Source organism: Halobellus sp. MBLA0158, from assembly GCF_041477585.1.
Classification (GTDB): domain Archaea; phylum Halobacteriota; class Halobacteria; order Halobacteriales; family Haloferacaceae; genus Haloquadratum; species Haloquadratum rubicundus.
On record NZ_JBGNYA010000001.1, the window covers coordinates 1,097,952 to 1,123,439 of the forward strand.

Below are 25,488 nucleotides of genomic sequence, written 5' to 3' on the forward strand. Positions count from 1 at the left end.
CGCCCGAAGCCGAACCACTCAACACCGACGGCTCCGAGGGTCGCGTATGGGCACGCCGCTCGACGACCGCGAGGAACAGGCCGCCGCGGTGCTCGACCGCCTCTACGAGGAGTACCCGGACTCGACGATCTCGCTGAACTTCGCCGATCGACTGGAGCTGCTCGTCGCCGTCGTGCTCTCGGCGCAGTGTACCGACGAGCGCGTGAACGAGGTCACCGAAGACCTCTTCGAGAAGTACCGGTCGCCCGAGGACTACGCCGCGGCCGACGAGGAGAAACTCGCCGAGGACATCTACGGGATCACTTTCCACAACAACAAGGCCGGCTACCTCAAGTCGATCGGCGAGACGCTCGTCGAGGAACACGACGGCGAGGTGCCCGATACGATGAGCGACCTCACCGACCTCTCGGGCGTCGGCCGCAAGACCGCCAACGTCGTCCTCCAGCACGGCCACGACGTCGTCGAGGGGATCGTCGTCGACACGCACGTCCAGCGGATCGCGCGGCGGCTCGGCCTCGCCGACGAGGAGCGTCCCGAGAAGATCGAACAGGAGCTGATGGAGTTGGTCCCGGAATCCGACTGGCAGCAGTTCACGCACCTGTTCATCAGCCACGGTCGCGCGGTCTGTACGGCCCGGAACCCTGACTGCGAGGAGTGCGTGCTCGAAGACGTCTGCCCCTCCTCGAAGCTCGACAGCGACGTCGACCTCGCGTCCGGCGAGGCGTGGGGGTAGGGTAGGCCGCGTTTCCCCGCCGCGTCCCCGCCCCGGCGGCCGCGCGCCGCTCACCCGAGCACGTAGCGGATCCCGAACCGATACAGCCCGAGGAGCCACGCGAGGAGCCAAAAGAGCACGTAGCCGAAGACGCCGGCGCGGAGCCGGCCGCGCCAGGCGCTCATATTCGGGTGGAGCTCGTCGATGTCGATCTCCTGGTCGGGGTCGTCGTAGAGGTCCGCCTCGCGCTTCACCTGGAGGATCCGCACGATGCCCGTCAGCGCGAACACGAGCAGGGCGTACGCCTGCAGTCCCAAGAGCGCGTGCAGGACCGCCACCCCGGTCAGCTGATCGAGCAGCCGCGGCACCATCCACGACGCCACCGGAACGGTGGTGAGGACGAGCCCCGGCACGATGATCTTCAGGTGGTAGACGAGGAGGTCCCAGGTCACCGTCTCGGCGTCGATCATCACCCACGCGCCGTAGAGGTAAAACGGGAGACTCGCCGTGACCATCAGCGCGGCGACCGTCGCGATGGCCGAGTCGGATACCATCGACCGCGCTACGGACCGGCGGCGGGTAAAGTGCCCGACTCGCGTGCGGTCGCACTCCGGTGAACCGTTACCCTAAGGAGCCTGCCGCGCCAACTTCCGACGATGACGGAGCCCTCAGAGGAGTCGTACGCGACGGACCGCCGCGCCGACGCGGCGGCCGCCGGCGACTCCGACGCCGACACCGACGGTTCAGATGCTGGCCCGTCCGCCCCCGAGTCAGACGACCTCGAGGCGCTCCGGAGGGAGGTCGAAGAGACCTACGACTTCGACGACTTCGGCCCCGCCGATATGGCCGAGATGAGCCTCGAAGAGTGGGAGGCGGCGTTCGATCCCGACACCTGGATCGTCGGCGAGGAGCTCCTCGACCGGGTCGAACAGGAGCTCGAAGCGCGGGTCGCGATCCGCGAGATCTTCGCGGTCGTAGAGCGCATCACCGAGGGCGAAGACCGCGTCGTCGCCTACTCCGACGAGGGGTACGCGGTCATCTACGACGACGGCAGCGTCGAGGGCGAGGGCACGGTCCTCCGGGACGTCAAGCCCACCGTCGCGCTCTGTTCGATGTCCGACTACGAGCTGATGGACGCGCCCGAGGACGCCTCGCTTCCCGAGCCCGAGGAGGTCGTCGAGGGAAGCGGCGAGTTCGGCAATCTGATGCTCCAGATCGTCGCGGGCGTCCAGATCCTCGTCGGCGTCGGAATCCTGATCGCGTGGCTGGCCCTCCCGTCCCTGTCGACGGTCGTCGCACCGATCGCCTCGTTCGGCTTCCTCGTGATCGGCGCCTTCCTCTTTTTCGTCGTCGCGAACGCCCGGCTCTCCGATCGCTTCCGGACCGAGGAGTTCCGGGCCCGGCTTCGCGCGCTCGACGCCGCGGACGACGAGCCGCCGGAGGCCGTCGCCGAGGTGATGCCAGACGCCGACACCGAAACCGATGTCGACGGCGACTCCGCGGCGAACGAGAACGAGAACGGAACCGAGACCGACCGAACTGACGGGTGACGACGCCCAGGCGCGTCTCCGACCGCCCCGGCGCCAAACCGCCGGGAGGACGCCCGACGACCCCGCTGCGGGGATCGCGGCCTCACGGGGGAGTCGGTGGGTTTAAGCGCGTTCCATCCTGAGACCGACGTGTATGAAGAGGCGGGACTTTCTGCGAGCAGCAAGCGTCCCTGCTGCCGCCGCGACGGCCTCTGCCGCCACCGGTACCGGCGCTGCCCAGGAGACGGAGGGCGGCACCGCGACCGGGACGGCAACCGGGACCAGCACCGGGACTGGCACGAGCACCGGAACCGGCACTGGCACCGCCACCTCCGGCGGCGGTGGCGGCGGCCCGACCGCCACGGTGACGGTCGGCCCCGGCGGCTCCCTGGTGTTCGAACCGGGGACGAGCGAGCCGCTCCAGATCGCGCCGGGCACGACGGTGGAGTTCGTCTGGGAGTCGGACAACCACAACATCGTCGTCGACAGCCAGCCCGATGGCGCGAACTGGCAGGGCCACGAACCGCTTGAAAACACCGGCTTCACCTACACGCACACCTTCGAGACGCTCGGCACCTACGAGTACTACTGCGCGCCGCACCAGAGCGCGGGGATGGTCGGCACCATCGAGGTCGTCGAGAACCCCAACGCGGGCGGCGGCGGTGGCGGCGAGAAGGAGCTCCACTCGTTCGGCGTCCCGATCCACGCCCACTGGGTCGGCGCCGCGACGATCCTGGGGATCCTCGTGACCGTGATCTTCACGTTCTACGTCCTGAAGTACGGTGAGTCGGCCCACACCGGCACCGGGAGGAACGGATAATGTCATCGAGCGGCAGCACCTACGGCGACATCCATCGGTACGAACCGGCCCGCGAGAGTACGGCGGCCGCGATCGCGATCGTCCTGCTCACGATCATCGAGGTCGTCTTCGTGTTCCTGTTCACCTACGGCCTGCTGTCCGGCTGGGGCCTGAGCGAGACCGGGAATATGTATCTCGGCGCCGTCCTGGCCGTTATCTTCATCGACCTGGCGTTCATACTGGCGCTGTACCGCAAGGAGTTCCTGCCGGACGTCGTGATCGTGAAGAAGCGGCGCCGTAAGTACGAAGACCTCTACATTCGGGAGGAAGACGTCGACGGAACGCCGTTCGCCGACGGCGCGTGGGACCAAGTCAAGCGCGCGATCTACCCGTACTACAAGCGATAACCAATGAGCCTCGAAAAGAAAGACGAATACGACCACAAAGGCTGGATGAAGGAGAAGGATCTGACTCCTGTGGAGTCGACCTTCCTCACTACCCTCATCTGGCTGGACAAGCGGTTCCGCATCGTCGACTACCTGGAGCTCTTAGAGACCCTCTACTACCGGGTCAACCTCCAGATGCCGAAGAGCCACACCGAGCAGTACAACCTCGACAACAAGTTCTGGTACTGGTACCCGCTGTACACGCTGGGCCTGTTCTCGACCTTGGCGTACGTCGTCGCCGCCATCTCCGGCGCGCTGTTGGGCTTCTACTACAGCCCCTCGGCCGCCGCGGGATCGGAAGCGGCGGGGACCGTCGCCTACGAGAGCATCGCGTTCATTATGCGCGACCTCCAGTTCGGGTTTATGCTCCGCTCCATCCACCGGTGGGCGGCGCAGGTGATGGTCGCCGCGGTGTTCCTCCATATGCTCCGCGTGTACTTCACCGGCGCGTACAAGGAGCCCCGCGAGCTCAACTGGCTGATCGGCATCGTCCTGATCAGCCTGACGATGGTGTTCGGGTACACCGGCTACCTGCTCCCGTGGGACCAGCTCGCCTTCTGGGCGGGCCAGATCGGCGTCGAGATGTCGCTGTCGATCCCGCTCGCCGGCGAGTGGGTCGCCCAGCTGCTCTTCGGCGGCTTCTCGCTGAGCCAGGCGACGTTGCAACGGATGTACATCCTCCACGTGTTCCTGCTCCCGTTCGTGGTGACGACGCTCATCGCCATCCACATCGGCATCGTCTGGGTGCAGGGCATCGCAGAACCCCACTAGACCAATGACCGACGACAACACCTCCGAGACCGACTCCGACTCCGACTCCGACGACGTCCGCACAGACGGCAGCGGTATCGTCGCGCCCGACGACGAGACGCCGACGTGGCGCGAGCGCAAGACCCGCGCCCAGGGGCTCTCCCGGCTCACTTACGAGTACTTCGAGCGCGCTCGTCGAGAGGACCAGGACCTCCGCCAGGAGTCCGACTACGTCGAGCGCGACGTGCTCGCGTTCCCGACGTGGCCCCACGAAGTCATCCGAAACCTCTCCATCGCGAGCTTCTTCGTGGGGATGCTGCTGTTCCTGTCGGCGACGATGCCGCCGCACATCGGCTCGCCGGCGAACCCCTCCAGCACGCCCGCGATCATCCTGCCGGACTGGTACCTCTACTGGTCGTTCGGCCTGCTCAAGCTGGGCCCGCTGAACCCCGAACTGGCGATCCTGGGCGGCCAGAAGCTGATGGCCGACCGGACCTACGGCGTCCTCGCGAACCTCGTCGTCGTCGGGATCGTCGCCATCGTGCCCTTCCTCAACAAGGGGAGCGCGCGCCGGCCGGTCGAACAGCCGTTCTGGGCGGCCGTCGGCGTCGGCGGCGTCATCTTCGCGTTCACGATCAGCGTCTACTCCGCGAAGAATCTGCTCCCGATGAACGTCCACCTGGCGTTCGACCTGACGTTCCTGCTTCCGATCGTCGGCGGCTTCGTCACCTGGGCGGTCCTGAAGACGATGCGCGAGGGGTATATGTACGACCTCAACCGCCGGTACTACCGGCTCCGGCCACCGAAGTAACCGGACTTCGGCAGTCGTCTCCGACTCTGCTCCGGCTCCGCTCCGGCCTCCGATCCGAGGCCGACGCTGACGGTCCCGCCGATTCGTTTCGGTCGTTCTGTCTGTTTCTTCCGATCGTACTTGCGCTCCGACGACGCACACGGAAAGGTCCATTTCGCTTCCGTCCGTAGCGCCCACAATGACTGATGGAGACGCGGCCGGCGCGGGCACGGGCGCAGTCGACCGCCCCGACGCCGCGGCGGCCGAGACGGAGTCGGGGGCGGACGCGGGCAGCACAGAGCCGAGCGGAGCGGACGCCGAGGGAGCGACGGGGACCGGCGTTCGCGGCCGCGACGTCGTCGTTCCGATGCCGCTGTACAAGGTCGTGACCGTGTTCTCGACGCTCATCGCGGTCGTGAGCGTCGTGTTCGGGTTTATGCTCCTCGACGCCGCGACGCTGAACGTGAGCTTCCTCGGCAACGCGATCCGCGGGCTGCTCGCGTTTGTCGGCCTCGCCGTCGCCGACGGCATCCTGAGCACGGTCCTGGCGGCGCTCGGGCTCGGCATCATCGGGTTCGGCGCCGGGGTGTACGTCCTCGGGACGCGGTTCCGCGCCCGCGGAATGGGAAAGTCTCAAGAGGACTCCGGCGAAGCTTCGAACAACGATGGCTGACGAGTTCGTCAAGGGTCTGGGGATCTTCACCAGCGCGGGACTCGCGTGGATGGTCCTCGCTGGGTGGTACCGTACGCCGAGTTTCGAGAGCAGTCAACAGCTCGTCGCCCCCCTGTCGCTCGGCGACTCCGCGACGATGTTCGACACGCTGGGGGTGTTGCTGATGGACGTGTTCTTCTGGTTCGCGATCATCGGCGCGCTGACCTTCTGGGTCGGCATCCCGGCCGTCCGGCAGGCCCGCGAAGCGATCGAAGACCGCGCGCAGTAGTCCGCGGTCCGACCCCACCTCCCGACTGCCGACGCGCCGTCAGTCGCCGCGATTCCCGCGCCGGATTGGAAAAACTCTAATGACTCCTGTACCCACGTTCTGATATGCAACCGCTACAGTTCCTCGTCCCGATCGACGCACTGGAGTCGATCGACGGGATCCTTCCGATCGTCGTCTTCGCGCTGGTGGTTCTCAACATCCTCACGCGGCTGCTCCAGCACAACCGCCACGAGCGGCAGGCCGAGGAGGGCGACGACGACGAGGCGATCTCTCGGTGGCTCCCGCATACGGCAACCACGCTGGCGATGGTGTTCGCGTCGCTCCTCTATATGATCGTCGCGCCCCACGGCGGAATGGTGATGTCGGTGCTGGTGCTCGGGGTGTTCGTCACGGACTTCTTCGAGTTCGAGTCCCGCAAGGTCGAAGCCCGCTCGAAGAGCAAGGACCTCGAAAAGCCGACGGCGGCGATCGGCGCGTCGGCCTTCGCGCTCCTGTACGCCAGCTATCAGAGCTTCTTCTTCCTGATCGCGCCGATCTGGAACTCGATCGTCTGAGCGGTCACACGGCCGTGGGCCGTCGCTCTCTCGGCTGATTTTTCTCCCGCCGAGCGTGTCTCACAGTGAGAGGAATCACTATCACTCCGCGTTCGCGCCGGAGTCGCTCTCTGTGGCCGTACCGAACGTCTGCGGCGCGGCGATCGACAGCGTCTCCGCGACGGTGATCGAGATCGGGACCGCGGCCGGGACCGTCCGCGCGACCGCGTCGTCGAGCAGGAGCGACACCGCCGCCTCGTCGCGCTCGACAGACAGCGAGACCGGAGGCTGGAGCACCCACGTGTCGGCGTGCATCGCGTACGGGGAGATCGGCACGGCCGCCAGCCCCGTCTCGGGCGCGAGCAGCGGCCCGTCCACGGCGTGCGCGTAGCCTTCGCTCCCGAGCGGCGTGGCGACGACGATCCCGTCGGCCCTGACGGTCTCGCTCCAGCCGTCCGACGCGACGCCGTACTCGGAGATGCGCGCGGGCTCTGCGGTCACGAGGGACACGTCCGCGAGCGCCGCGCCGACCGGCTCGCCGTCGACCGCGACGCCGAGGACGGGGTGAGGCGCGGTCTCGTACGCACCCGTCGCGACGGCGTCGATCGCGGCGTCCACCCCGGCCGTCGACGCGTCGTAGCGTCCCGCCCCGGCGTCGACGACGAAGACGGGACAGGCCGGCGGATCCGCCGCCAGCGCGAAAAGCGACGCCTCGCCGACGGCGAAGACGGCGTCGACGTCGGCGGTATCGACGCCGGCAGTGTCGGTGCCCGCGTCCCGGCTCGGGACCGACACCCGTTCGACGTCGACGCCGTCGCGCTCCGTCGCCCGCGCTTCGACGGCCTCGGCGGTCGCGTCGGACCCGTCGGCGTCAACGACGAGCACGGACCGGGACGCGCCGCTCACGGCTCTGCCTCCGTTCGCGGTCGCGGGCGCGCCGGCTCGGCTTCGGGCATACCCGCCGATAGACCGCTCCCGGAAAAAGACCCAGCGGTTCGCGTCGCCCCGCGCGGTCGACTCTCGGCGCTCACTGCCCGACGGCGTCGCGGACGACGTCGAGCGACGCCGCGGGGAACTCCACGTGCGGGAGGAGCTTGGCGTCGTCGACGACGACCAGCCGGCAGTCCGCCGCCGCCGCCAAGTCTCGGCCGCGCTTCAGCGGCGTGATCTCCGCCTCGCGGCCCCACAGCAGCGTCACGGGGGCGTCGACGTCGGCGAGGGCCTCTCCGAGGTCGAACTCGGCGTTGAGGAAGCCGCTGACGAACGACGCCGGCGCGTACCGCGCGTTCGGCTGGTGGGCGGTCCGCCACTCGTAGTCCATCCACTCCTCGCTCACCTTCCCCATATCGTAGTAGCCGTGGTCGGCGTTGAAATAGCGGATCGAGGGCTTCGAGCCGAGCAGATTGAACAGCCCCTCGCCGAGGACCGGCGAGCGGAGGAGCTCGCGGGCGAGGAGGTTCCGATCCGGGCCGCCGCGCTCCGTCGGACAGATCAGGACGACGGACGCGAAATCGAGGTCGTCCGCGGCATCGACGAGGTACGCGCCCGTCAGCGACGAGGCGACGACCGCGGGCGTATCGAACTCGGCGACGAAGTCGCGGACGAACTCCCGGTACAGCGTCGCCGAGTAGCGGAGCGGCGGCCGCTCGGAGGTCCCGAAGCCCGGGAGGTCCGGCGCGACGACGTGGTAGTCCTCGGACAGGTCGTCGAAAATTTCGCGGAACTCCCCGTTCGAGCCGGCGGCGTTGATCCCGTGGAGCAACACGAGGTCGGGGGCCTCGGGGTCGCCCGCCTCCGCGTACTGCACGTCGAAGCCGTTCCACTCGAACGTCCGCTGGGACCCGGAGAGCGCCGGCTCCAGCGGCGGGGCCCGATTCCGAATCGCGGCGTTGGCGAGCGCGATCGCGCCGGTCCCGGCGATCGCGGCGCCGACGACCGATCTGAGTTTCATACCGGATCACAGTGTCGCGAGACGCTTGAGGCTGCTGGCGCCGTCCCTCACTCGTTTTCGGGGTCGCCGCCGTCGCCCGATCCGTCCTCGTCCGATTTCACGCACTCCCGGATCGGCTCGACGACCCCGTCGGCGACGGTGTAGGGGTCGGTCTCGCGGGCCTGGACCCGCTCGGCGAGGGCGTCGAGGCCTCCCCGTCGCGCCAGTTCGGCCTCCGCGAGCTCCGTGAGGTCGCTCCGGACGAGCCGGCGGATCTCCGCGCCGTGTCGCTGCCGCGCCTTCGCCTCGCGCGCGCCGGACTCGCGGAGCCAGGCGTCGTGTCCGTCGAGCGCGTCGAGGAGGTCGTCGACGCCCTCGCCGGTCGTCGCGACCGTCTCGACGATCCGCGGGTCCCACTCGGCCGTCGCGTCGGAACCGTCTTCGCGGGTCGCCGCGTCGGCACCGCTCGCCATCCCGGGGCCGTGGTGGCCGCTCTGCGCGGACTCGGCCTCGCCCGCCGAGCGCTGGCGGTGAAGCATCTCCTCCAGTTCGGCGACGGTGCGGGCGGCCCCGTCCATATCGGCCTTGTTGACGACGAAGACGTCGCCGATCTCCAGGATCCCGGCCTTCAGCATCTGGACGTCGTCGCCGCTGCCGGGCTGGACGAGCACCGCGACGGTGTCGGCGGTCCGGACGATGTCGACCTCGCTCTGGCCGGCGCCGACGGTCTCGACGACGACGACATCCTTGCCGAAGGCGTCGAGCGCGGTGATCGCTTCCGTCGTCGCGGTCGAGAGCCCGCCGAGCCGCCCCCGCGCGCTCATCGACCGGACGAAGACGTCCATATCGCCGCTCGACGCGCCCATCCGGATCCGGTCGCCGAGGACCGAGCCGCCCGAGTACGGCGAGGAGGGGTCGACGGCGACGATTCCCACGGTCTGGCCCCGGTCGCGGTACGCCCGCGCGAGCTTGTCGACGAGCGTCGACTTCCCCGCGCCGGGGCTGCCGGTGACGCCGACGACGGCGGCGTCGCCCGCGTGGCCGTGGAGCCGGGCGACGAGGTCGCGGTGGCCCGGCGCGCGGTTCTCGATCAGGGTGATCGCTCGCGCCAGCGCGCGGTGCTCGCCGGCGAGCAGCCGCTCTACGAGGCGCTCGATGCGCGCCTCGGTGGCGTCTGGATCCGCGACGTCCTCGCCTTCGGGGTCGTCTCCGCCCATCACTCGCGCTCGGGGGCGTGCTCGCGCACGAACTCGATCGTCTCTTCCATCGGCGTCCCGGGGCCGAAGATCGCGGCGACGCCCATCTCCCGGAGCCCCTCGCGGTCCTCCTCGGGAATGATGCCGCCGACGATCAACAGCGTGTCCGCGAAGGCGCCGTACTCCTCCAGCCCGTCGACGACCTTCGGCACGAGGGTGTTGTGCGCGCCCGAGAGGATCGAGATCCCGAGCACGTCGACGTCCTCCTGGACGGCGGCCTGGACGATCTCCTCGGGCGAGCGGTGCAGGCCGGAGTACACCACCTCGAACCCGGCGTCCCGGAACGCGCGGGCGATGACGTGAGCCCCCCGGTCGTGCCCGTCGAGACCGACCTTCGCGATGAGACAGCGGATCGGACGGCTCCGCCCGCCGTGTTCGGCGTCGGCGCTCATACCTCGCCGTTCGGCCGCCCCGGGTTTGGATCTACCGGCGCGGCCGCTCTCAGCCGAAGTACCCCGGCACGGAGCCGTCGTCGGCGGGATCGACGTAGATCCCGTAGGCGCACTCGTCGCTGCCGGGCGGCGAGACGGCGACGACGTGCAGCGCGAACGTCCCCACGCCGCCGGCCGCGGTCGGGCGTTCGACGACGCCCGTCGAGACGCCCGCGGTCCCGAGCGCGGCCTCGAACTGTTCTGTCTCCGGCACGTCGGCGACGTCGGCGAGCGGCCGTCCGCTCCGGACCGTGCCGAACTGCTCGTCGTAGGCGCCGTTTACCTCCTCGATCCGAAGCTCGCCGTCGCGTCGCTCCACGTAGATCGCCGGCGCGGGCAGGCCGTCGAAGAAGGCGTGGAGCCGGTCGCGCTCGCGCCGCAGCGTCACCTCCCGTTCGATCCGTTCGAGCGCCTCGCGGGCGTAGCCGGCGAGGATCTCGACGAACTCCAGGTCGCTCTCGTCGAAGGCGGCGCGCGCCCCGCTCGCGACCTGGATCACGCCGCGGCCGTCGATCGGGACGCTGATGCCGGCGTGGAGTTCGTCGATCTGCGGTCGGGCGTCCTCGACGGACTGGAGGTCCGAGACGATCTCCGACTCGCCGGTGCGGAGCGTCCGCCCGGCGATCCCCTCGTCGACGTGGAGGGGCCGCACCGACGCGTCCGGGAGCGACGTCGCCCGCGGGAGCAGGCGGTCTCCCTCCAACAGATAGATGACCGCGTAGTCGTACGCCAGCGCCTGGGTCGTCGCGTCGAGGGTCCGCTCGACCACGGCGCCGACGGTCTCGCAGGCGGTGATGTCCTCGGCGAAGTGACTCAGCGCCGTCAGCCGCGCGTTCGACTCCCGGAGGTGGCTCGTCCGCTTCGCGGCCGCGACCTCGGCGCGGACGCGCTCTACGAGCCCCGTGATTGTCGATTCGGTCGGGTCGCTCATCTCGACGGTCTCGACGAACGGCGGCTCGTAGACCACCGTCGGCACCGCGTCGTCCTCGATGAGCGAGCGGATCAGCGCCCGATCGTCGCCGAGGACGACGATGCAGTCGAGGGTCGGCCCCAGTTCCTCGACGTACTCGACGGCGGTGTCGCGGCAGCGGACGACGACGTCGACCGAGAGCTCCTCCTCCAGCGTCTCGACCACCACCTCCGTGTTGGCGTCTATCTCGCCGTCCCCGTCGAACTGCCGGCTGTCGCCTCCCGGTTCGACGTCTGTGCCCCCCCTCGTCCATTCCCCTCCGGAGTCGCGTTCGACCTCGTCGGATCCACCGTCGGTCGCATCGCCGGTGGGCCTGACGAGAAGCACGCGTCCGTCCGCGGGGTCCCCCGACATACACTCGAAGGTCGAACGTCAACGCTTTAAGAGGTTCGGTCGGCTGACTGTTCCTCCGGAACGAGACGCGTTCCTACGGCACACCTGCCGTCCCTCGGTCCGAGGCGCCGCTTCGCACGGTCCGAGGTGAAGCGGGCGATTCGTCTGATTTCCGGGAAGTTCCGCGGATCGGACCGTGCTCGTCGCGGGGTTCGATGGCCGTCGTGTGTGCGGGCGCCGGCACTCGACGCCGTCGTCACACGTGCTCGTCGAGGAAGTCGACGACCGCGCCGTAGGCCTCGATGCGGTTCTCCAGTTTCGAGATGCCGTGGCCCTCGTCCTCGAAGATGAGCTCCCGGACGGGGACGTGCTCGCGGGCGGCCTCGACGAGCTGGTGGGCCTCCGAGACCGGCACCCGCGGGTCGTTCGCGCCGTGGAGCACGAACAGCGGCGCGCGGATCTCCTCGATCCGGTTGAGCGGCGAGATGGATTCGAGGAACTCCCGGTCCTCTTCGAGGGAGCCGTACTCGGCCTCGCGGAGCTCGCGCCGCCACTCGCCGGTGTTCTCCAGAAACGTCACGAAGTTCGCGATGCCGACGACGTCGACGCCGGCCGCCCACAGGTCCGGGTACTCGGTCATCGACGCGAGCACCATGAAGCCGCCGTAGGAGCCGCCCATCGCGACGACGCGGTCGGGGTCGATCGCGGGGTGATCCACGAGCCACTCGACGCCCGCCTCGATGTCCCGCACCGAGTCCATCCGCTTTTCGACGTCGTCCAGGTGGCCGTAGGCCTTCCCGTAGCCCGCCGAGCCGCGGACGTTCGGCTCGAAGACGGCGTAGCCGTTGGCGAGGAAATACTGCGTGACCGCGCTGAACGAGGGGCGGCGCTGGGACTCGGGGCCGCCGTGGATGTCGACGATCACCGGCGTCTCGCCCGCGCTCGTGTCGGACTCGGGGAGGGAGAAGAACGCCGGGATGTCGCGGCCGTCGAACGTCGGGTAGTGGACGAGTTCGGGCTCGACGAAGGTGTCCCGCGGGATGCCCGCGGTGGCGGCCCGGGTCCAGCGCTCGGCCGGGAGCCGGGACCCGTCGGCCGCTTCGATCGCCGTTTCCGCCCCCGCGTCGATCACGTAGACGTTCGCCGGATCGCCCCGACGGGTCACCGTCACGGCGAATCGCTCGCCGCCCTCGTCGAAAGCGACGCCGCCCACGACGCCCTCGGGGAGGTCCGGCGCCGGGCGCTCGTCGATCTCGGGGGCCGGCTCCGATCCCGCGGGCGCGACGAGGTCGCCGACGGTGAGTTCGGTGTAGCCGTCGACGTTCGTCGAGTAGACGACTCTTCCAGTCCGGTCGTCGACGGCGACGCCGTCGATCTCCCAGTCGGGGTCGCTCGCGACGAGCGCGAACTCGCCCGTCTCGACGTCGACGGACCACAGATCGAGGGTGTCGCTGTCGCGGTCGGAGACGAGGTAGAGCCGCTCGCCGTCGGGGCCCCACTCGGCGCTCTGAAAGCGGACGGTCCCCTCGTGGGGCGTCAGGTGGGTCAGCTCGCCCGTCCGGAGATCACAGACGGAGACGTCCTGATCGAAGTTCGAGTACGCCTCCGCGACGATGAGCCGCGAGTCGTCGGGCGAGAAGCCGCCGACGGTCAGCCAGCCGTCGCCCTCGGCGACCAGTTCGGCGCCGTCGCCGACCTCGTCGCGGCCCTGCACGTAGACGTCGAAGACGGACTCGTCGCGGCGGTTCGACGCGAACGCGAAGCGCTCGCCGTCGTGGCTCCACCCGCCCCAGCGGTGCTTCGCGTCCGGGTGGGCGGTGAGGTTCGTGATCGACCCGTCGTGGAGGTCGTACCGGAACAGCTGCGCCCGTTCGTTGCCGCCCTCGTCCATCCCGAAGACGAACTCCTCGCGCGTGGGCGACCACGAGACGAAGGTGACGCGCTCGTCGAAGAACGTCCGCTGTTCGGGCCAGCCGCCGGGCTCGGTCGTCGTCCAGACCTGCGGGACGCCCGTCGTGTCCATCAGGAACGCTAAGCGCTCGCCGTCGGGGGCGAACGAGGCGCCGTAGGCGCTCCGGACGTTGAGATACCGCTCGATGTCGTGGGCCATACCGCCGGCTACGCCCCGGGAGACCAAAGCGTTCGGGTCCGCCCTCGACCCGCGCGACGGGTCGGTCGCCGTCGGGCGGTCGGCTCAGATCATCCCTTCGGCCTTGAGCCCCTCGATGACGTCGTCGACGAGCGACTCGACGTCGTTGTAGGGGAAGTCCTGGTGCGAGCCGAGCTTCGCCGCCATCTCCATCGCGGTGAGGGTCACGTCGCCGGCCTCGAACTTCGTCCCGGGGCCGTCCGGGAGCGTCGGGACGAGGTCCATCTGACTGCTGACGGGGAAGTCGGCGCCACTGAACGCGTCTGTGAACTGCTGGCGGAGTTCCGCCTCGACGTCTGCCATAGCCGTGAGGTGCCACAGGACCCGCAAAAACGTTCCGGAACCACCGCAAACGCGTTGAGAGTTGCTTCCCAAATCGGGACAGTCGGCCGTGGTATTCATTTCGGTCGCGGTCCAACGGCGATCGATGCCAGAGGCCGAAGTCGGCGTCGAGATGACAGACGAGGAGATCGCGGCGTTCCTCACGCGGCAGGGACACGGTGTGCTCTCGTTCGCCGGCGAGGAGCCGTACAGCCTCCCGATCTCCTTCGGCTACGACGTCTTAGAGCACCGCTGTATCTTCCAGCTCGTCTTCCACGACGAGAGCACGAAGCGCGAACGGATCGCGTCCTCGTCCCGCGTCACCCTCGTCTCCTACGAGTGGCGCGGCCCCGACGACTGGCGGAGCGTCATCATCGACGGCGACCTCCGCTGGATCGACGACGAGTCGCCGGAGGTCCTCGACGCCTCGGAGGTGTTCGCGGAGTACGCCTCGCTGGCGGGCCTCGCCGTCTTCGACCGCCCGACGCCCGACCTCGACCCCGAGTGGTACGAACTGGAGATCGAATCGATGAGCGGCCGGCACGCGCCGGCGGTGGCGTCGATCGACGCGATCGAGTGACCGCTCGCGGCCGCTGTGGCCGCCGCGCGGGGAGACAAACCAAAGTATTCACTACAGGCGACTCCCAACGCCCGAGTATGACTGACGGCAACGCGGAGATGTCCCGTCGCGCCTTCCTCACGACGGCGGCCGGTACCGCCGCGACAGCCGGCGCCGCGGGGACCGCGGCGGCACAGGAGAGCGGCGGCGGTGGGGGCAGCACGACCACCGTGACGGTCGGGCCGGGAGGCGATCTCGTGTACGAGCCCGGGACGAACGAGCCGCTCCAGATCACGCCGGGGACGACGGTGGAGTTCGTCTGGGACTCGGACAACCACAACATCGTCGTCGACAGCCAGCCCGACGGCGCGAACTGGCAGGGCCACGAGACGATCGAGAATACCGGATTCACCTACACGCACACCTTCGAGACGCTCGGCACCTACGAGTACTACTGCGCGCCGCACCAGAGCGCGGGGATGGTCGCCACCATCGAGGTCGTCGAGTCGATCTCGACGCCCGCGCCGTCGAACGTCCCCGAAGTGCCCGACTCCGCGAAGACCCTCGGCGTCGCGACGACGTTCGCGATGGTCGCCACGCTGGGGCTCGCGTTCTTCTTCCTCAAGTACGGCGGCGACTACGAACTCGACGAGGAGTAGTCGTCCGGTCCCGGGCCGCCAGCGGCCGGGACGATCCGCTCGCTCGCCCGCGCGACCGCGACGTTGCAGCCGGCGGCAATCGCGCCGACCACCGCGCCGACGACGGCGGCGACCACCGAGCCGACGACGCCGACGATCGCGACCGTGATCAGGAACTCCGGATCCCGAAGCGCGGCGACCGCGCCGGCGACGAGCGCGCTCCCCGCCACGAGTCCGACGCCGACGCCCGCGCCCCCGATGCCGCCTCGCCGGAGGAGCGCCCGACGGGAGCCGTCGCGGTCCCGGAGGCTCCGCTCGGCCAGGACCCACCGGACCGCGGCGACGACGAGCGCCCACAGATAGCCGAACGCGGCCAGTCCGGGGACGGTGCCGGCCCCCGCGAGCGCGCCGGCCAGCCCGCCGGAGAGGTGTGCGGCCAGGACGACGACGAGCGAGAGCGCCGCCAAATCGAAGGTCGCCACGGTCCACGCCTCGAACCGACTGGCGCCGTCGGCCCCGGCCCGCTCGTCCCGGTCACCCATGGGCGAGCACCTCCGCGAGTGCGACCGTAAGCCCGAGGCCCCAGCCGGTGACGGCGTACAGGGCGCGGAGCCGATCGCGGGCGGGCGAGGCGAGCCCCGAGGGGGCCGCTTCGAGCCGTTCCACCGCGAGGGAGCGAACCGCGGAGACGACGACGAGGCCAGTCACGACCGCGAGCTTGACGGTCAGGACCGTCCCCCATCGGGTCTCGGGCCCCGGCGGCCCGAGCGCGCCGAGGTTGCCGACGCCGGTGGCGATCATCACGCCGAGGGCGCCCCAGAAGAGCCGTTCGTACCGACGGAGCGCCGGCAGGGGGTCGGCGTCGTCGCCGCGGAGCAGCAGCCACGCGACGCCGACGCCCCCGAGCAGGGCGGCCATCCCGAGGACGTGCGCGAGTCGGACGAGGAGGTGGAGGGCACTCGCCATACCCCGCCGTACACCGACGGGGACCGTAACTCCCCGGGACGGTCACGCCATCGGACTTCCGTCCCTTCGTCTCGGAACTTTCAGAAGTCTCAGAAGTCTCAGAAGAACCCGTAGTCGTCGATCTCGTCCTCGTAGACGCTCTCGTAGCCGTCCAGCACGGTCTCGTGGTCGTACCGCGCGAACGCCTCGTTCACCGTCCGGCGGTCCTGCCCGGCGGCGGCGACGACCTCGTCGGCCAGCTCCTGGGGGCTCGTCACGAGCGCGCCCCGCTCGCGGCTCTCGACCAGTTCGTGGGCGCTTGAGCGCGCCTGGTACTCGACGATGCCGACACAGCCGCAGGCGAGACCCCAGAGCAGTCCCCTGGGGAACGGATCGACGGTCGCGGTCTGGGCGAAGACGTGCGCGCCCTTGAGGATCGGGACGAACTCCTCGGGGTCGAGCGCGCCCAGGAAGGAGACGCGGTCGTCGATCCGGAGTTCCGCGGCGGTCTCCTCGGCGGTCCCGCGCTCGGGGCCGTCGCCGACGACGACCGCGCGCCAGTCGCGGTCCCTGAGCTCTGCGAGCGCCAGCAGGAACGACTCGACGTTCGCGTGCTCGTCGAGGCGGCGCGCGTACACGAGGTCCGCGCGCGTGTCGACCTCGGCGTCGCGGACGAGGTCGAAGTCGATCGACTCGGGCACGATCTCCACCTCGTCGGCGGTCGCGCCGTACTCGCGGACGTCCGTCTTCACGAGCCGGGAGGGCGCCAGTACCCGACTGGCGCTCTTCACCGCGCGCCGGCACATCCGCTCTGTGTCGTCGTCGCGTCGCGCCCACCAGTCGACGACGACCGGGACGCGGAGGACGCGCGCGGCCGTCCGCGCGGCGGCGACCTGCGAGGGCGGGCTGTTGGCAGCGTGGATCACGTCCGGGTCGGCCCGCCGGAGGGCGAACGGCAGTTTCGACGCGAACGCCCGCGCGGAGGGGGTCTCCGTGACCGCGACGTACTGGACGTCGTGCTGTTCGAAGGCGTCGAGCGGTCCCTCCCACCACTGGGCACAGAGGAAGACGACGTCGTGGCCGCGCGCCGCGAGGCGCTCTGCGACCCGCCGCGCCCGCCGCGTCGCGCCGTCCGAGCGGCGTTGATCGGGATACAGCGAGACGAACGCGACGCGCATACCCGAGGGTTTCGTCCGGGCGATAAAAATCCTCGACATTCGGTCGGTCCGTCGCGCGCTAGCCACCGTCGCCGCCGTGCGCCAGCGGACTGGACGCTCACTCGTCCATATAGATCGGCGCGGGCTCTTCGCCCGGTCCCGGCGGGGCGATGTCGGTCCGCTCGACGACGTTGCGGACGACCGAGTCGTCGAGGTCGTCGGCGTCGGGGTAGTTCACTTCGATCATATTGCCTGCGGGGTCGCGGATGTAGAACTGGACCGCGCCGGAGGGGACGACGTAGACCGGCGGCTCGCCGTCGACGAACCCCCGGTCGATCTGCGGCAGGGGCTCGACCGCGGCGCGGCCGTGGTCGCGGACGGCCCGGTAGACGGCCTCGAAGTCGTCGACGTGGAGGGCGTGGTGATTGAACGCCGGGGGCTCGGCGTCGCTCTCGACGATGTGGAGCTGGAGGTCGCCGACCGCGAACCACTGCACCCGCTCTTCGAAATCAGGCGTCGGGATGCGTTCCAGGCCGAAGACCGACTCGTAGAACTCGACTGACTCTTCGAGGTCGTCCGCGACGATGCTGACGTGCGTGTAGCGTGCTTCGACCACGGTGGGGGAGAGACGACAGGGGGGACCAAAACGGTTCGGTCGGTGTCGGAGGCGGGGGACCGGCTGTGGGGATCCGGCCCGCGTCGATCAGCCCACCAGGAGCACGGCCGCGGCGGCGGACTCGACGTACTCCCAGGAGAACGCGTGGTTCAGGAGGAGGTACGTGACGACGCCGAGCGAGAGCGACAGGAGCCACGCGCCGGCGGCGATGCGTCCGACGCGGCGGTGCGGCGTCTCCGCGCGGAGCTCTTCGGGGGTGTGGGTCGCCCCGAGCACGATGGCGTACAGCACCACCGGCACCGAGATGATCGAGAGGACGATGTGGATCGCGAGCATCGCCAGATACGGGTAGTAGACGAAGGCCGGGCCGACGAACTCCTTGGTCCCGCCGCCGCCGATCTTGGTGAGGTACAGCACCAGGAAGACGAGGATCAGGACGAACGACGTCACCATCGCGGCCGCGTGTTTTTGCACCTCGTTCCGACGGATCCACCGCCACCCCGCGGCGATCACGAGGACGTTCACGGCGTTGACGAGGGCGATCGCGTCCGAGAGCGTGTTCACCGCCGAGAGCGACAGGTCGGGGAAGACGCTCTGGGGGACGGCCCCGAGGAACGTCCCGACGACGGCGGCGTATCCGACGATCGAGAGGACGACCGTGACCGCCAGCGGGTGCCGCTTGACCGCGTTGTCGGCGCTCGCAGTTGCCATACTGGAACGTCCGGACTCGGCACTATTCCGTCTTCGGATCCGACTCTGACTGGGGAGTGGTTTCTGAGACAGACAGCGCCGACAAGACCTCGCAACCATCACGGGCTGTGGAGGTCCGGCCGCTGTCGTTCCCGCCTCAGATCACGCCGGTGAACGCCGCGGCCTCGCGCGCGGCGGCGTCGCTGACGCCGTCGCCGAGGATCGTGTACCGGTCGCGGATCGTGTGCGCGGTCGTCACCGCCTCCAGGAAGGTCTCGTCGTCGATGCCGAGTTCGGCGGCCGTCGTCGGCGCGCCGACGTCCTTCAGGGCGTCGCGGATGTCGGCCCACTCCCCGCGCTCGCCGGAGTGGAGGTACTCGGTCACGACGGCGGCGACGCCGACCTGGTGGCCGTGGAGCGCGCGCCCCGGGACCAGGCGGTCGAGCTGGTGGGAGATCAGGTGCTCGGCGCCCGAGGCGGGTCGCGAAGAGCCCGCGATCGACATCGCGACGCCCGAGGAGACGAGCGCCTTCGCGACGAGCCACGCCGACTCCTCGAACTCGGGCTTGATCGCGTCGGAGGACTCGACGAGCATCTCCGCGGTCATCTGCGAGAGTGCGCCGGCGTACTCGCTGTACTCGACGTTCTTGAGCCGGTGGGCGAGCTGCCAGTCCTTTACCGCAGTATAGTTCGAGATGATGTCCGCACAGCCCGCGGTGGTGAGGTCCCAGGGCGCCTCCGCGAGGATCTCGGTGTCGGCGACGACCGCGAGCGGCGGGTCCGCGGCGACCGAGTGCCGGGTGTCGCCCTCCGGGATCGACGACCGCCCCGAGACGATGCCGTCGTGGCTGGCGGCGGTCGGCACGGAGACGAAGCCGCAGCCCAGCCGGTCGGAGGCCATCTTCGCCGTGTCGATCGGCTTGCCGCCGCCGAGCCCGACGAGGTAGCCCGCGTCTTCGGCCTCCGCGACGTCGATGACGCGCTCGACGGCGTCGAAGCTCGCCTGGTCGACGGTGACCGTCGCGGAGTCGTCGAACTGGGCCCGGACCCGGTCGCCGGCCAGCTCGTTCGGCGTCGGGCTCGTCACGACGAGCGGCCGACCCGAGAGATACAGCTCCGCCAGCGCAGCCGAGAGGTCGTCGAGGACGCCGTGTCCGACGAGCACGTTCCGCGGGAGCTTGATCCACGTCGTCTTCTCGAACATAGCTCACGTATTCTGCGGCGCGGCTTAGAAGATACTGGTCCGCGCTCGAAATTCATCCGCCGCTCAGTGAATCTCCGAGCGCCGGCGGCCGATCAGAGGAACGTCCCGGCGCTCTCGGCTAAGAACAGCAGGCCGAATCCGGCGAGGACGACCGCGCTCAGCCCCGCGACGATCGGCGCGAACGCCTCAACGCGCCGCTCGGCGCCGACGAGCGCCGCCGGGAAGCCGGTGATCCAGAGGACGATCCCGCCGAAGAAGCCCGCGATGAGCGCGGGCGAGCCCGTACTGACCACGAGAGTCCCCGCCAGCGCGTCCCCGACGTAGGGGGTCTGCGCCAGCACGTCGACCGTGCCCGGCTGGAGCAGCCCCACGCCGATCGTGAGCCAAAAGAGGATCTGGTAGGGGTTCGTCAGCGCCAGCACGAACGCCTTCCGGAAGCCGGTCCCGACCCGCGGGTCAGACTCGTCGGCGGCGCCCGCGCCGGGACGGAACGACGATCGGACGTCGCGTGCGGCGCCGTACGCGAAGTACAGCATCAGGAATCCCCCGACGCCGACCATCGCCGCGCGCAAGAGCGGGAACTGCTCGACGAACGTGACGACGCCGAGCGCGGCGAGTACGAAGAAGATCGCGTCCGCGCTCATCGCGCCGAGGCCGGCCTTGAACCCCGCGAGCCAGCCGCGCACGACGCTCTCTTCGGCGATGATCGCGTTCATCGGTCCGGGCGGGGCCGCGAGCGCGACCCCGAAGACCGCGCCCGCAGAGAGGGTCGCGAGGAGACTCGTCATTGCGCCAAGGGACGACCGGAATCGAGAAAAGAGGTCCGAAGCGGCTCCGTGAGGGCCGTATGCCACCCTGGCTCACACGAGCGCGAGGACGGCCGTGCTGATCGTGCTGACGACGGTCTCCCAGACGGAGAAGCCGGTCACGATCGAGAGCGCGGTGTCGAGGCCGAAGAAGGCAAAGAGCGCCGCCGAGGCGAAGTGGGCCTTCCGCATATCGACCCGGTGGGCGAAGGTGTGGAAGAAGTACGCGTTGGCGAGGCTGACGGGGATGATCGCGAGCATCTCGCCGACCCAGATCGCGGAGGTCGCGCCGTACTGGACGGCGAGTCCGATCGTGACGAGCTGGGTCTTGTCGCCGAACTCGCCGGTCACCATCATCACGAAGATCGGGACGAATCCGCCGAAGGAGCCCGACAGGCGGTCGATCGGCGCGGGGAGGTCGAGCGCCGCCAGGTCGGCGAAGCCGCCGTCGGTTTCGGTCGCCCCACTCTGTGGATTCGGCCCCGACGGCGCCGAGCGGTACAGGAGGACCGCGAACGTCAGGAAGAGCCCCGCGGTAATGGCGTCGAGGACGACCGGCGGGAGCGCCGACTGGAGCGCGCGCCCGAACAGGATCTCGAGGGCGGTCCACCCGGCGAACGCCGAGCCGGCGGCCGCGACCACGACGAGCGGATTGTACCGCGTCGAGAGCCCCGCGATGATGAACTGGACCTTCTCGCCGGGCAGCACCGCAAGCTGTGCGATGAACGCGACGACCAGGATCTCGGCGTAGGTCGTCACGCGTCGGTCACCTCAGCTGGATCGGTCGGGGCCGCCGCGTCGGCGACGGGTCGCACGTAGATCGCGTCCGCGACGGACTCCGGCAGGCTCTGTTCGCCCTCGGTTTCGGTCCGGACGGTGAGCATCCCGAACGGGGCGACGTCGACGATCTCCAGCTCCGTGCCGGGGGTCACGCCGGCGTCTTCGAGATACTCCAGTTCCTCCCTGTCGCGGTCGCTTACGCGGGAGACGACCACCCGATCGCCGACTTCGTGCGCCGAAAGCGCGGAGGCGCCGTCGTCCTCTATCGGTGCCAGGTCGGCCGAGGGAATGGGGTCGCCGTGGGGGTCGACTACCGGGTCGTCGAGCGCCTCGGCGACGCGCCGCTCGAACTCCTCGCTGATGTGGTGTTCGAGGGCGTCGGCCTCGTCGTGGACCTCGCTCCAGGAGTAATCGAGGTGTTCGGCGAGGTACGCCTCCAGCAGCCGGTGGTGGCGGAGCACCTCCAGCGCCACGGTCTCGCCCTCTGGCGTCAGTTCGGCGCCCTTGTACTTCTCGCGGGCGACGAGGCCGCGCTCCTCCAGTTTGTCGAGCATGCTCGTCACCGTCGCCGGCGTCTTCTCCAGCGCGTCGGCGACGGCGGAGGTGGAGACCGGCGGCCCCGACCGGGTCTGAATCTGATAGATCGTCTTGAGATAGTCCTCCATCACGTCGCTCAGCATACTCCGATTTAGACGACTCTAAAAATATTAGTCTATCGGTCGAAACAATATCTTATGTCGAGTAGATACGATAGATGACGGACGCTCGATCAGCGTTGACGCGAGAAAGTTAGATTCCTTTCCCCATCAGGTGGCTCCGGAGTACGTCTGCGGTTTTCGTCCCGGATTCGGTGTTGACGACGACGACGTCGTCGCCGGAGCCGAGCGCGCCGTCGTCGGCGAGCGTCCCGGCGCCCGCGAGCGCGACGCCGCCGGCCGCGCCGACCTCCACGCCGGCCTCCTGGGCCGCGACGACCGCGCTCTCCAGGCTGTCGTCGTCGTCGACGGCGACGAACCCGCCGCCGGTCGCCTCGACGGCCGCGAGCGCCGCGGCCGCGCCCTTCGGCTCCGGAATCTCCAGCTCGCCGACGATCGTGTCCGGCGACTCCCAGGGCTCTACCGTCTCGTCTCCCCGCTCCGCGGCGGCGACGAGCGGCGCGCAGCCCGACGGCTGGACGGCGTAGACCGGCGGTAGCGCGTCGATCAGGCCGATCTCTCGGAGCTCGCGGAAGCCCTTCGCGACGCCCGCGACGACCTCGCCGGTCCCCGCGGGGACGACGACCGCGTCGGGGAGGTCCCACGACGCGGACTCCGCGATCTCGAAGGCGACCGTCTTGAGCCCGTCGTGGCGGTGGGGGTTGTCGAACTCCTGGAGCGTGTACCACTTCGACTGCAACTGCTCGTGGAGGGCGGCCTCGGCGTCCGGGTAGCGGCCGCCCGCGATGCGCATCTCGCCGCCGTGGACGTTGACCATCGCCTTGTTGGAGAACGGCGCGCGCGAGGGGACGAACGCGTACGAGCGGATCCCGGCCATCCCCGCGTAGGAGGCCGCCGACTGCCCCGCGTTCCCGGGCGTCGCGAGCGCTGCGAGGTCCGCGCCGGCCTCACGGGCCGCCGTCACGGCCGGCGCGAGGCCGCGGTCTAAGACCGTCCCCGTCGGGTTCCGGCTCTCGTCTTTGATCGACAGGCTCCCGAGGCCGGCGTCGTCGGCCAGCGTCGGCGCCGAGACCAGCGGCGTACCGCCCTCGCCGGCCGTGACCGGATTCGAGAAGGCGAGCAGGTCGGCGTACCGCCACATCGACCGCGGCGCGTCGGCGAGCGCGCCGCCGGTCCAGTCGACGGCGTCGTAGTCGTAACGCGCTTCCAGCCGCGCGTCGGCGTCGCTCTCGCCGGTCGCCGTCGCGTCGTACCGCTCGCCGGTCTCCACACAGAACAGACCGCGAAACGCCTCGCTCGTTCCCATACCGGTGCTACTGAACGGACGGCCAAATCCCTATTCATCCGGTCATCTGGGTGCAGCGGGAGTGCGGCCGCTCGACCCCTGCGCCGTTCGACGGCCCCCGGCGACGGCCCCACTCGCAGTCCCTATGTGGGTGCCGACCGAAGGACCGCGTATGACTCAGGATTCCGTCGCGGTCGTCGGGGGCGGACTGGCGGGCCTCGTCGCGGCGCGGCGCCTCGCCCTGTCGGGCGCCGAGGTGACGCTGTTCGATCGCCGGTCGTCGGTGGGCGGTCGCGTCCGCACGGAGCACCGGGAGGGATTCACGCTCGACCGGGGCTTTCAGGTCCTCTTCACGGCCTATCCGGCCGTCCAGCGCGAACTCGACCTCGGCGCGCTCAACCTCCGGTACTTCACCCCCGGCGCGGTCATCGCCCGCCCCGGATCGCGGTCGGTCCTCTCGGACCCCCTCCGGGACCTCCGGGCGCTCCCTGCGTCGGTTCGGAACGACGAGGTGACCCAGACCGACAAGGCGCGGACGCTGCTGCTCAGACAGCACGTCGGCACCCGGACCGAATCGGAAATCTTCCGGAGCGCCGACCGGTCGATCCGCTCGTACCTCCGCGAGTGGGGCTTCTCCGAGTCGTACATCGAGCACTTCGTCGCGCCCTTCTACGGTGGGATCACGCTCGATCGGTCGCTGTCGACCTCGAAACGCGTCTTCGAGTACACGTTCAAGGCGCTCTCCGATGGCCGGATCGCCGTGCCTGCCGCGGGGATGCAGGCGATCCCGGCGCAGTTGGCCGAGCGGGCGGAAGCGGCGGGCGCGACGATCCGCCGCGACGCCCGCGTTCGCGCGGTGACCGACCACGGCGACGGCGCCACGGTCGAGACCGAATCGGAGGCGCTCGACGTCGACGCGGTCGTGGTCGCCACCGATCCGAAGGAGGCGCGGCGGCTCACGGGCGTCGACGACGTGCCCACCGACGCCCGCAGTTGCGTGACGCAGCACTACCGGCTGCCCGAAGGCGTCGCCCCGACGACGCGGCGGAAGCTGCTTCTCAACGCCGCCGATCCGTCGCCGAACACGATCGTGCCGATGTCCGAGGTCGCGCCCGAGTACGTGCCCGAGGGCGAGGCGCTGGTCAACGCGACGTTCCTCGGCGAGGCGGCGCTCGACCGCGACGCCGACGCCCTCGCCGAGGAGACGCGGCTGACGCTGGAGGCGTGGTACCCCGACCACGACTTCTCCGAGCTGGAGCCGGTCCGGACCCACTGGATCGAGTTCGCGCAGTTCGACCAGCCGCCGGGCGTCCACGAGACGCTGCCCGGGACGCGGGCGCCCGGCGGGCGGACGTACCTGGCGGGCGACTACACCGCCTGGTCGTCGATCCAGGGGGCGATGCGGAGCGGCCGCGAGGCGGCGCGGGCGGTCGAGCGCGACCTCTGAGCGCCTCGGCCGCGACGGGGACGCGCGGCTCGCGGCCGAGGAGACCGCGGGCGAGCTTCTCAGAGCAGTTGCCGGAACTCCCGCAGCGGCGGGAACGCGAGCGCTTCCCCGGCGTCGGCGTCGTAGACGATCGGTCGGGCGCCGTCCAGCCGATCGAGGAGCGGCGACTGGAGGTCCGACCCGCGCGCGTCGTTGACCTCGACGCCCGCGGCGGCGCGGGAGAACGCCGGCAGCATCAGCACGTCGGCGCCGTGGTGGGCGTCCGGCGCGTCGAGGAAGCAGGGTCGGCGGTGTCCCTCGATCGCGATCGCCGGGTGGTCGTGGCCGATCACGTATCGGTCGGCGTCGGTCTCCGGCCGCTCGTGCCCGTGACAGACGACGACCCGCGGGTCCTCGGAGACGACGTAGGCGTCACGGACGTCGTCGCGGACGCGGTCGAGCGCGGCGTCGTGATTCCCGCGGACGAACACCGGCTCGCTCCCCGCGTCGCGGCAGGCCCCAGCGAGCTCGGCGACCGTCTCGCGGCTCCGCTCGGTGACGGTCCCGAACCGGTGGAGCACGTCGCCGGCGAACACGACGGTCCCCGGGTCGAACGCCGCGAGGCGCGCGTCGAGCCGGTCCCGCAGGTCCCGCCGCTCGCCGAGGGGGAACGCGACGTCCGAAGCCGACGCGCGGCCCACGTGGAGGTCCGCGACGACGAGCGCGTCCGCGTCCGGGAGGAAGACGCTTCGCTCCCGGTACTCGATCGTGTCCACGGCCGGTCTTGGGCGCCCGTCAGCAAGTCAGTACCGGCACGTCGCGGACGCTATGCTCTC

The 25,488-nt window shown here is 69.9% G+C and carries 31 protein-coding genes; 12 read left to right on the plus strand and 19 right to left on the minus strand.

Translation table 11 applies throughout. The features are described 5' to 3' along the window. Nucleotides 1-46 precede the first annotated feature (46 nt). Nucleotides 47-733 carry an endonuclease III gene (nth, locus tag OS889_RS05685; protein ID WP_372388082.1) on the plus strand — a complete coding sequence of 229 codons (687 nt, stop codon included), beginning with the start codon at nucleotides 47-49 and terminating at the stop codon, nucleotides 731-733. 50 nt (nucleotides 734-783) lie between these two features. Here the strand turns inward: nth and OS889_RS05690 are convergent, their stop codons facing one another. Next, nucleotides 784-1,266 carry a DUF7321 family protein gene (locus OS889_RS05690; protein ID WP_372388084.1) on the minus strand — a complete coding sequence of 161 codons (483 nt, stop codon included), beginning with the start codon at nucleotides 1,264-1,266 and terminating at the stop codon, nucleotides 784-786. Between the two features lie 102 nt (nucleotides 1,267-1,368). On the opposite strand from OS889_RS05690, the gene OS889_RS05695 reads away from it, so the two are divergent. The 8 genes from OS889_RS05695 to OS889_RS05730 all read left to right on the plus strand — a co-directional run bounded on the left by OS889_RS05695 (nucleotide 1,369) and on the right by OS889_RS05730 (nucleotide 6,521). Beyond that, entirely contained in the window at nucleotides 1,369-2,262 is an 894-nt protein-coding gene (locus OS889_RS05695; protein WP_372388086.1) for a DUF7319 domain-containing protein, read from the plus strand. 133 nt (nucleotides 2,263-2,395) lie between these two features. Beyond that, nucleotides 2,396-3,061, plus strand: a complete 666-nt coding sequence (locus tag OS889_RS05700) for a plastocyanin/azurin family copper-binding protein (protein WP_372388087.1) — start codon at nucleotides 2,396-2,398, stop codon at nucleotides 3,059-3,061. Further along, entirely contained in the window at nucleotides 3,061-3,447 is a 387-nt protein-coding gene (locus OS889_RS05705) for a DUF7318 family protein (RefSeq protein ID WP_372388089.1), read from the plus strand. The genes OS889_RS05700 and OS889_RS05705 overlap by 1 nt, the downstream gene beginning before the upstream one ends. 3 nt (nucleotides 3,448-3,450) lie before the next feature. Beyond that, nucleotides 3,451-4,257, plus strand: coding sequence for a cytochrome b (locus tag OS889_RS05710; protein ID WP_372388091.1), 807 nt, complete (start codon nucleotides 3,451-3,453; stop codon nucleotides 4,255-4,257). Between the two features lie 4 nt (nucleotides 4,258-4,261). Next, complete coding sequence (locus OS889_RS05715; RefSeq protein WP_372388092.1) at nucleotides 4,262-5,047, plus strand: cytochrome b family protein; 786 nt, start codon at nucleotides 4,262-4,264, stop codon at nucleotides 5,045-5,047. Nucleotides 5,048-5,225: 178 nt separating this feature from the next. Further along, nucleotides 5,226-5,699 carry a DUF7315 family membrane protein gene (locus OS889_RS16795; RefSeq protein WP_443673228.1) on the plus strand — a complete coding sequence of 158 codons (474 nt, stop codon included), beginning with the start codon at nucleotides 5,226-5,228 and terminating at the stop codon, nucleotides 5,697-5,699. Then, on the plus strand, nucleotides 5,692-5,967 hold the full coding sequence (locus OS889_RS05725; RefSeq protein ID WP_372388093.1) for a DUF7314 family protein: 276 nt from the start codon (nucleotides 5,692-5,694) through the stop codon (nucleotides 5,965-5,967). The genes OS889_RS16795 and OS889_RS05725 overlap by 8 nt, the downstream gene beginning before the upstream one ends. Nucleotides 5,968-6,071: 104 nt before the next feature. After that, nucleotides 6,072-6,521, plus strand: a complete 450-nt coding sequence (locus OS889_RS05730) for a DUF7313 family protein (RefSeq protein WP_372388095.1) — start codon at nucleotides 6,072-6,074, stop codon at nucleotides 6,519-6,521. Between the two features lie 81 nt (nucleotides 6,522-6,602). Here the strand turns inward: OS889_RS05730 and OS889_RS05735 are convergent, their stop codons facing one another. The 7 genes from OS889_RS05735 to OS889_RS05765 all read right to left on the minus strand — a co-directional run bounded on the left by OS889_RS05735 (nucleotide 6,603) and on the right by OS889_RS05765 (nucleotide 13,872). Next, nucleotides 6,603-7,406, minus strand: coding sequence for an NAD(+)/NADH kinase (locus OS889_RS05735; RefSeq protein WP_372388097.1), 804 nt, complete (start codon nucleotides 7,404-7,406; stop codon nucleotides 6,603-6,605). 121 nt (nucleotides 7,407-7,527) lie between these two features. Next, complete coding sequence (locus OS889_RS05740) at nucleotides 7,528-8,451, minus strand: alpha/beta fold hydrolase (RefSeq protein ID WP_372388099.1); 924 nt, start codon at nucleotides 8,449-8,451, stop codon at nucleotides 7,528-7,530. 47 nt (nucleotides 8,452-8,498) lie between these two features. Beyond that, on the minus strand, nucleotides 8,499-9,647 hold the full coding sequence (gene meaB, locus OS889_RS05745; protein WP_372388101.1) for a methylmalonyl Co-A mutase-associated GTPase MeaB: 1,149 nt from the start codon (nucleotides 9,645-9,647) through the stop codon (nucleotides 8,499-8,501). Beyond that, nucleotides 9,647-10,078, minus strand: coding sequence for a cobalamin B12-binding domain-containing protein (locus OS889_RS05750; RefSeq protein ID WP_372388103.1), 432 nt, complete (start codon nucleotides 10,076-10,078; stop codon nucleotides 9,647-9,649). The genes meaB and OS889_RS05750 overlap by 1 nt, the downstream gene beginning before the upstream one ends. Before the next feature lie 49 nt (nucleotides 10,079-10,127). Beyond that, entirely contained in the window at nucleotides 10,128-11,441 is a 1,314-nt protein-coding gene (locus OS889_RS05755) for a GAF domain-containing protein (RefSeq protein ID WP_372388105.1), read from the minus strand. A 235-nt stretch (nucleotides 11,442-11,676) separates the two neighbouring features. Next, a complete protein-coding gene (locus OS889_RS05760; protein ID WP_372388107.1) occupies nucleotides 11,677-13,530 on the minus strand; it encodes a S9 family peptidase in 1,854 nt (617 codons plus the stop codon). 84 nt (nucleotides 13,531-13,614) lie between these two features. Continuing rightward, nucleotides 13,615-13,872 carry an MTH865 family protein gene (locus OS889_RS05765; RefSeq protein ID WP_372388109.1) on the minus strand — a complete coding sequence of 86 codons (258 nt, stop codon included), beginning with the start codon at nucleotides 13,870-13,872 and terminating at the stop codon, nucleotides 13,615-13,617. A 124-nt stretch (nucleotides 13,873-13,996) separates the two neighbouring features. On the opposite strand from OS889_RS05765, the gene OS889_RS05770 reads away from it, so the two are divergent. Further along, on the plus strand, nucleotides 13,997-14,470 hold the full coding sequence (locus OS889_RS05770; RefSeq protein ID WP_372388112.1) for a pyridoxamine 5'-phosphate oxidase family protein: 474 nt from the start codon (nucleotides 13,997-13,999) through the stop codon (nucleotides 14,468-14,470). Between the two features lie 77 nt (nucleotides 14,471-14,547). Then, entirely contained in the window at nucleotides 14,548-15,108 is a 561-nt protein-coding gene (locus OS889_RS05775) for a plastocyanin/azurin family copper-binding protein (RefSeq protein WP_372388113.1), read from the plus strand. Here the strand turns inward: OS889_RS05775 and OS889_RS05780 are convergent. The 10 genes from OS889_RS05780 to OS889_RS05825 all read right to left on the minus strand — a co-directional run bounded on the left by OS889_RS05780 (nucleotide 15,087) and on the right by OS889_RS05825 (nucleotide 23,247). Then, nucleotides 15,087-15,629: a DUF7965 family protein gene (locus tag OS889_RS05780; protein WP_372388115.1), complete on the minus strand. Its 543-nt coding sequence runs from the start codon at nucleotides 15,627-15,629 to the stop codon at nucleotides 15,087-15,089. The two genes, OS889_RS05775 and OS889_RS05780, sit on opposite strands and share 22 nt — an antisense overlap. Then, a complete protein-coding gene (locus OS889_RS05785; protein ID WP_372388117.1) occupies nucleotides 15,622-16,053 on the minus strand; it encodes a CopD family protein in 432 nt (143 codons plus the stop codon). The genes OS889_RS05780 and OS889_RS05785 overlap by 8 nt, the downstream gene beginning before the upstream one ends. Before the next feature lie 98 nt (nucleotides 16,054-16,151). After that, complete coding sequence (locus OS889_RS05790; RefSeq protein WP_372388119.1) at nucleotides 16,152-17,210, minus strand: glycosyltransferase; 1,059 nt, start codon at nucleotides 17,208-17,210, stop codon at nucleotides 16,152-16,154. Nucleotides 17,211-17,307: 97 nt separating this feature from the next. Beyond that, nucleotides 17,308-17,805, minus strand: a complete 498-nt coding sequence (locus tag OS889_RS05795) for a VOC family protein (protein ID WP_372388121.1) — start codon at nucleotides 17,803-17,805, stop codon at nucleotides 17,308-17,310. 87 nt (nucleotides 17,806-17,892) lie between these two features. Further along, complete coding sequence (locus OS889_RS05800) at nucleotides 17,893-18,516, minus strand: DUF420 domain-containing protein (protein ID WP_372388122.1); 624 nt, start codon at nucleotides 18,514-18,516, stop codon at nucleotides 17,893-17,895. Between the two features lie 136 nt (nucleotides 18,517-18,652). Continuing rightward, entirely contained in the window at nucleotides 18,653-19,699 is a 1,047-nt protein-coding gene (locus OS889_RS05805) for an NAD(P)-dependent glycerol-1-phosphate dehydrogenase (protein WP_372388124.1), read from the minus strand. A 92-nt stretch (nucleotides 19,700-19,791) separates the two neighbouring features. Next, nucleotides 19,792-20,487, minus strand: a complete 696-nt coding sequence (locus OS889_RS05810) for a LysE family translocator (protein WP_372388126.1) — start codon at nucleotides 20,485-20,487, stop codon at nucleotides 19,792-19,794. Between the two features lie 72 nt (nucleotides 20,488-20,559). After that, on the minus strand, nucleotides 20,560-21,264 hold the full coding sequence (locus OS889_RS05815) for a TMEM165/GDT1 family protein (RefSeq protein WP_372388128.1): 705 nt from the start codon (nucleotides 21,262-21,264) through the stop codon (nucleotides 20,560-20,562). Further along, nucleotides 21,261-21,965, minus strand: coding sequence for a metal-dependent transcriptional regulator (locus tag OS889_RS05820; protein ID WP_372388129.1), 705 nt, complete (start codon nucleotides 21,963-21,965; stop codon nucleotides 21,261-21,263). The genes OS889_RS05815 and OS889_RS05820 overlap by 4 nt, the downstream gene beginning before the upstream one ends. A gap of 109 nt (nucleotides 21,966-22,074) precedes the next feature. Next, nucleotides 22,075-23,247, minus strand: coding sequence for a pyridoxal-phosphate dependent enzyme (locus OS889_RS05825; RefSeq protein ID WP_372388131.1), 1,173 nt, complete (start codon nucleotides 23,245-23,247; stop codon nucleotides 22,075-22,077). Nucleotides 23,248-23,398: 151 nt separating this feature from the next. Between OS889_RS05825 and OS889_RS05830 the strand changes: the two genes are divergently transcribed. After that, complete coding sequence (locus tag OS889_RS05830) at nucleotides 23,399-24,673, plus strand: NAD(P)/FAD-dependent oxidoreductase (RefSeq protein WP_372388133.1); 1,275 nt, start codon at nucleotides 23,399-23,401, stop codon at nucleotides 24,671-24,673. Between the two features lie 59 nt (nucleotides 24,674-24,732). On the opposite strand, the gene OS889_RS05835 is transcribed toward OS889_RS05830, so the two are convergent. Beyond that, nucleotides 24,733-25,428: a metallophosphoesterase gene (locus tag OS889_RS05835; protein WP_372388135.1), complete on the minus strand. Its 696-nt coding sequence runs from the start codon at nucleotides 25,426-25,428 to the stop codon at nucleotides 24,733-24,735. Nucleotides 25,429-25,488 lie beyond the last annotated feature (60 nt).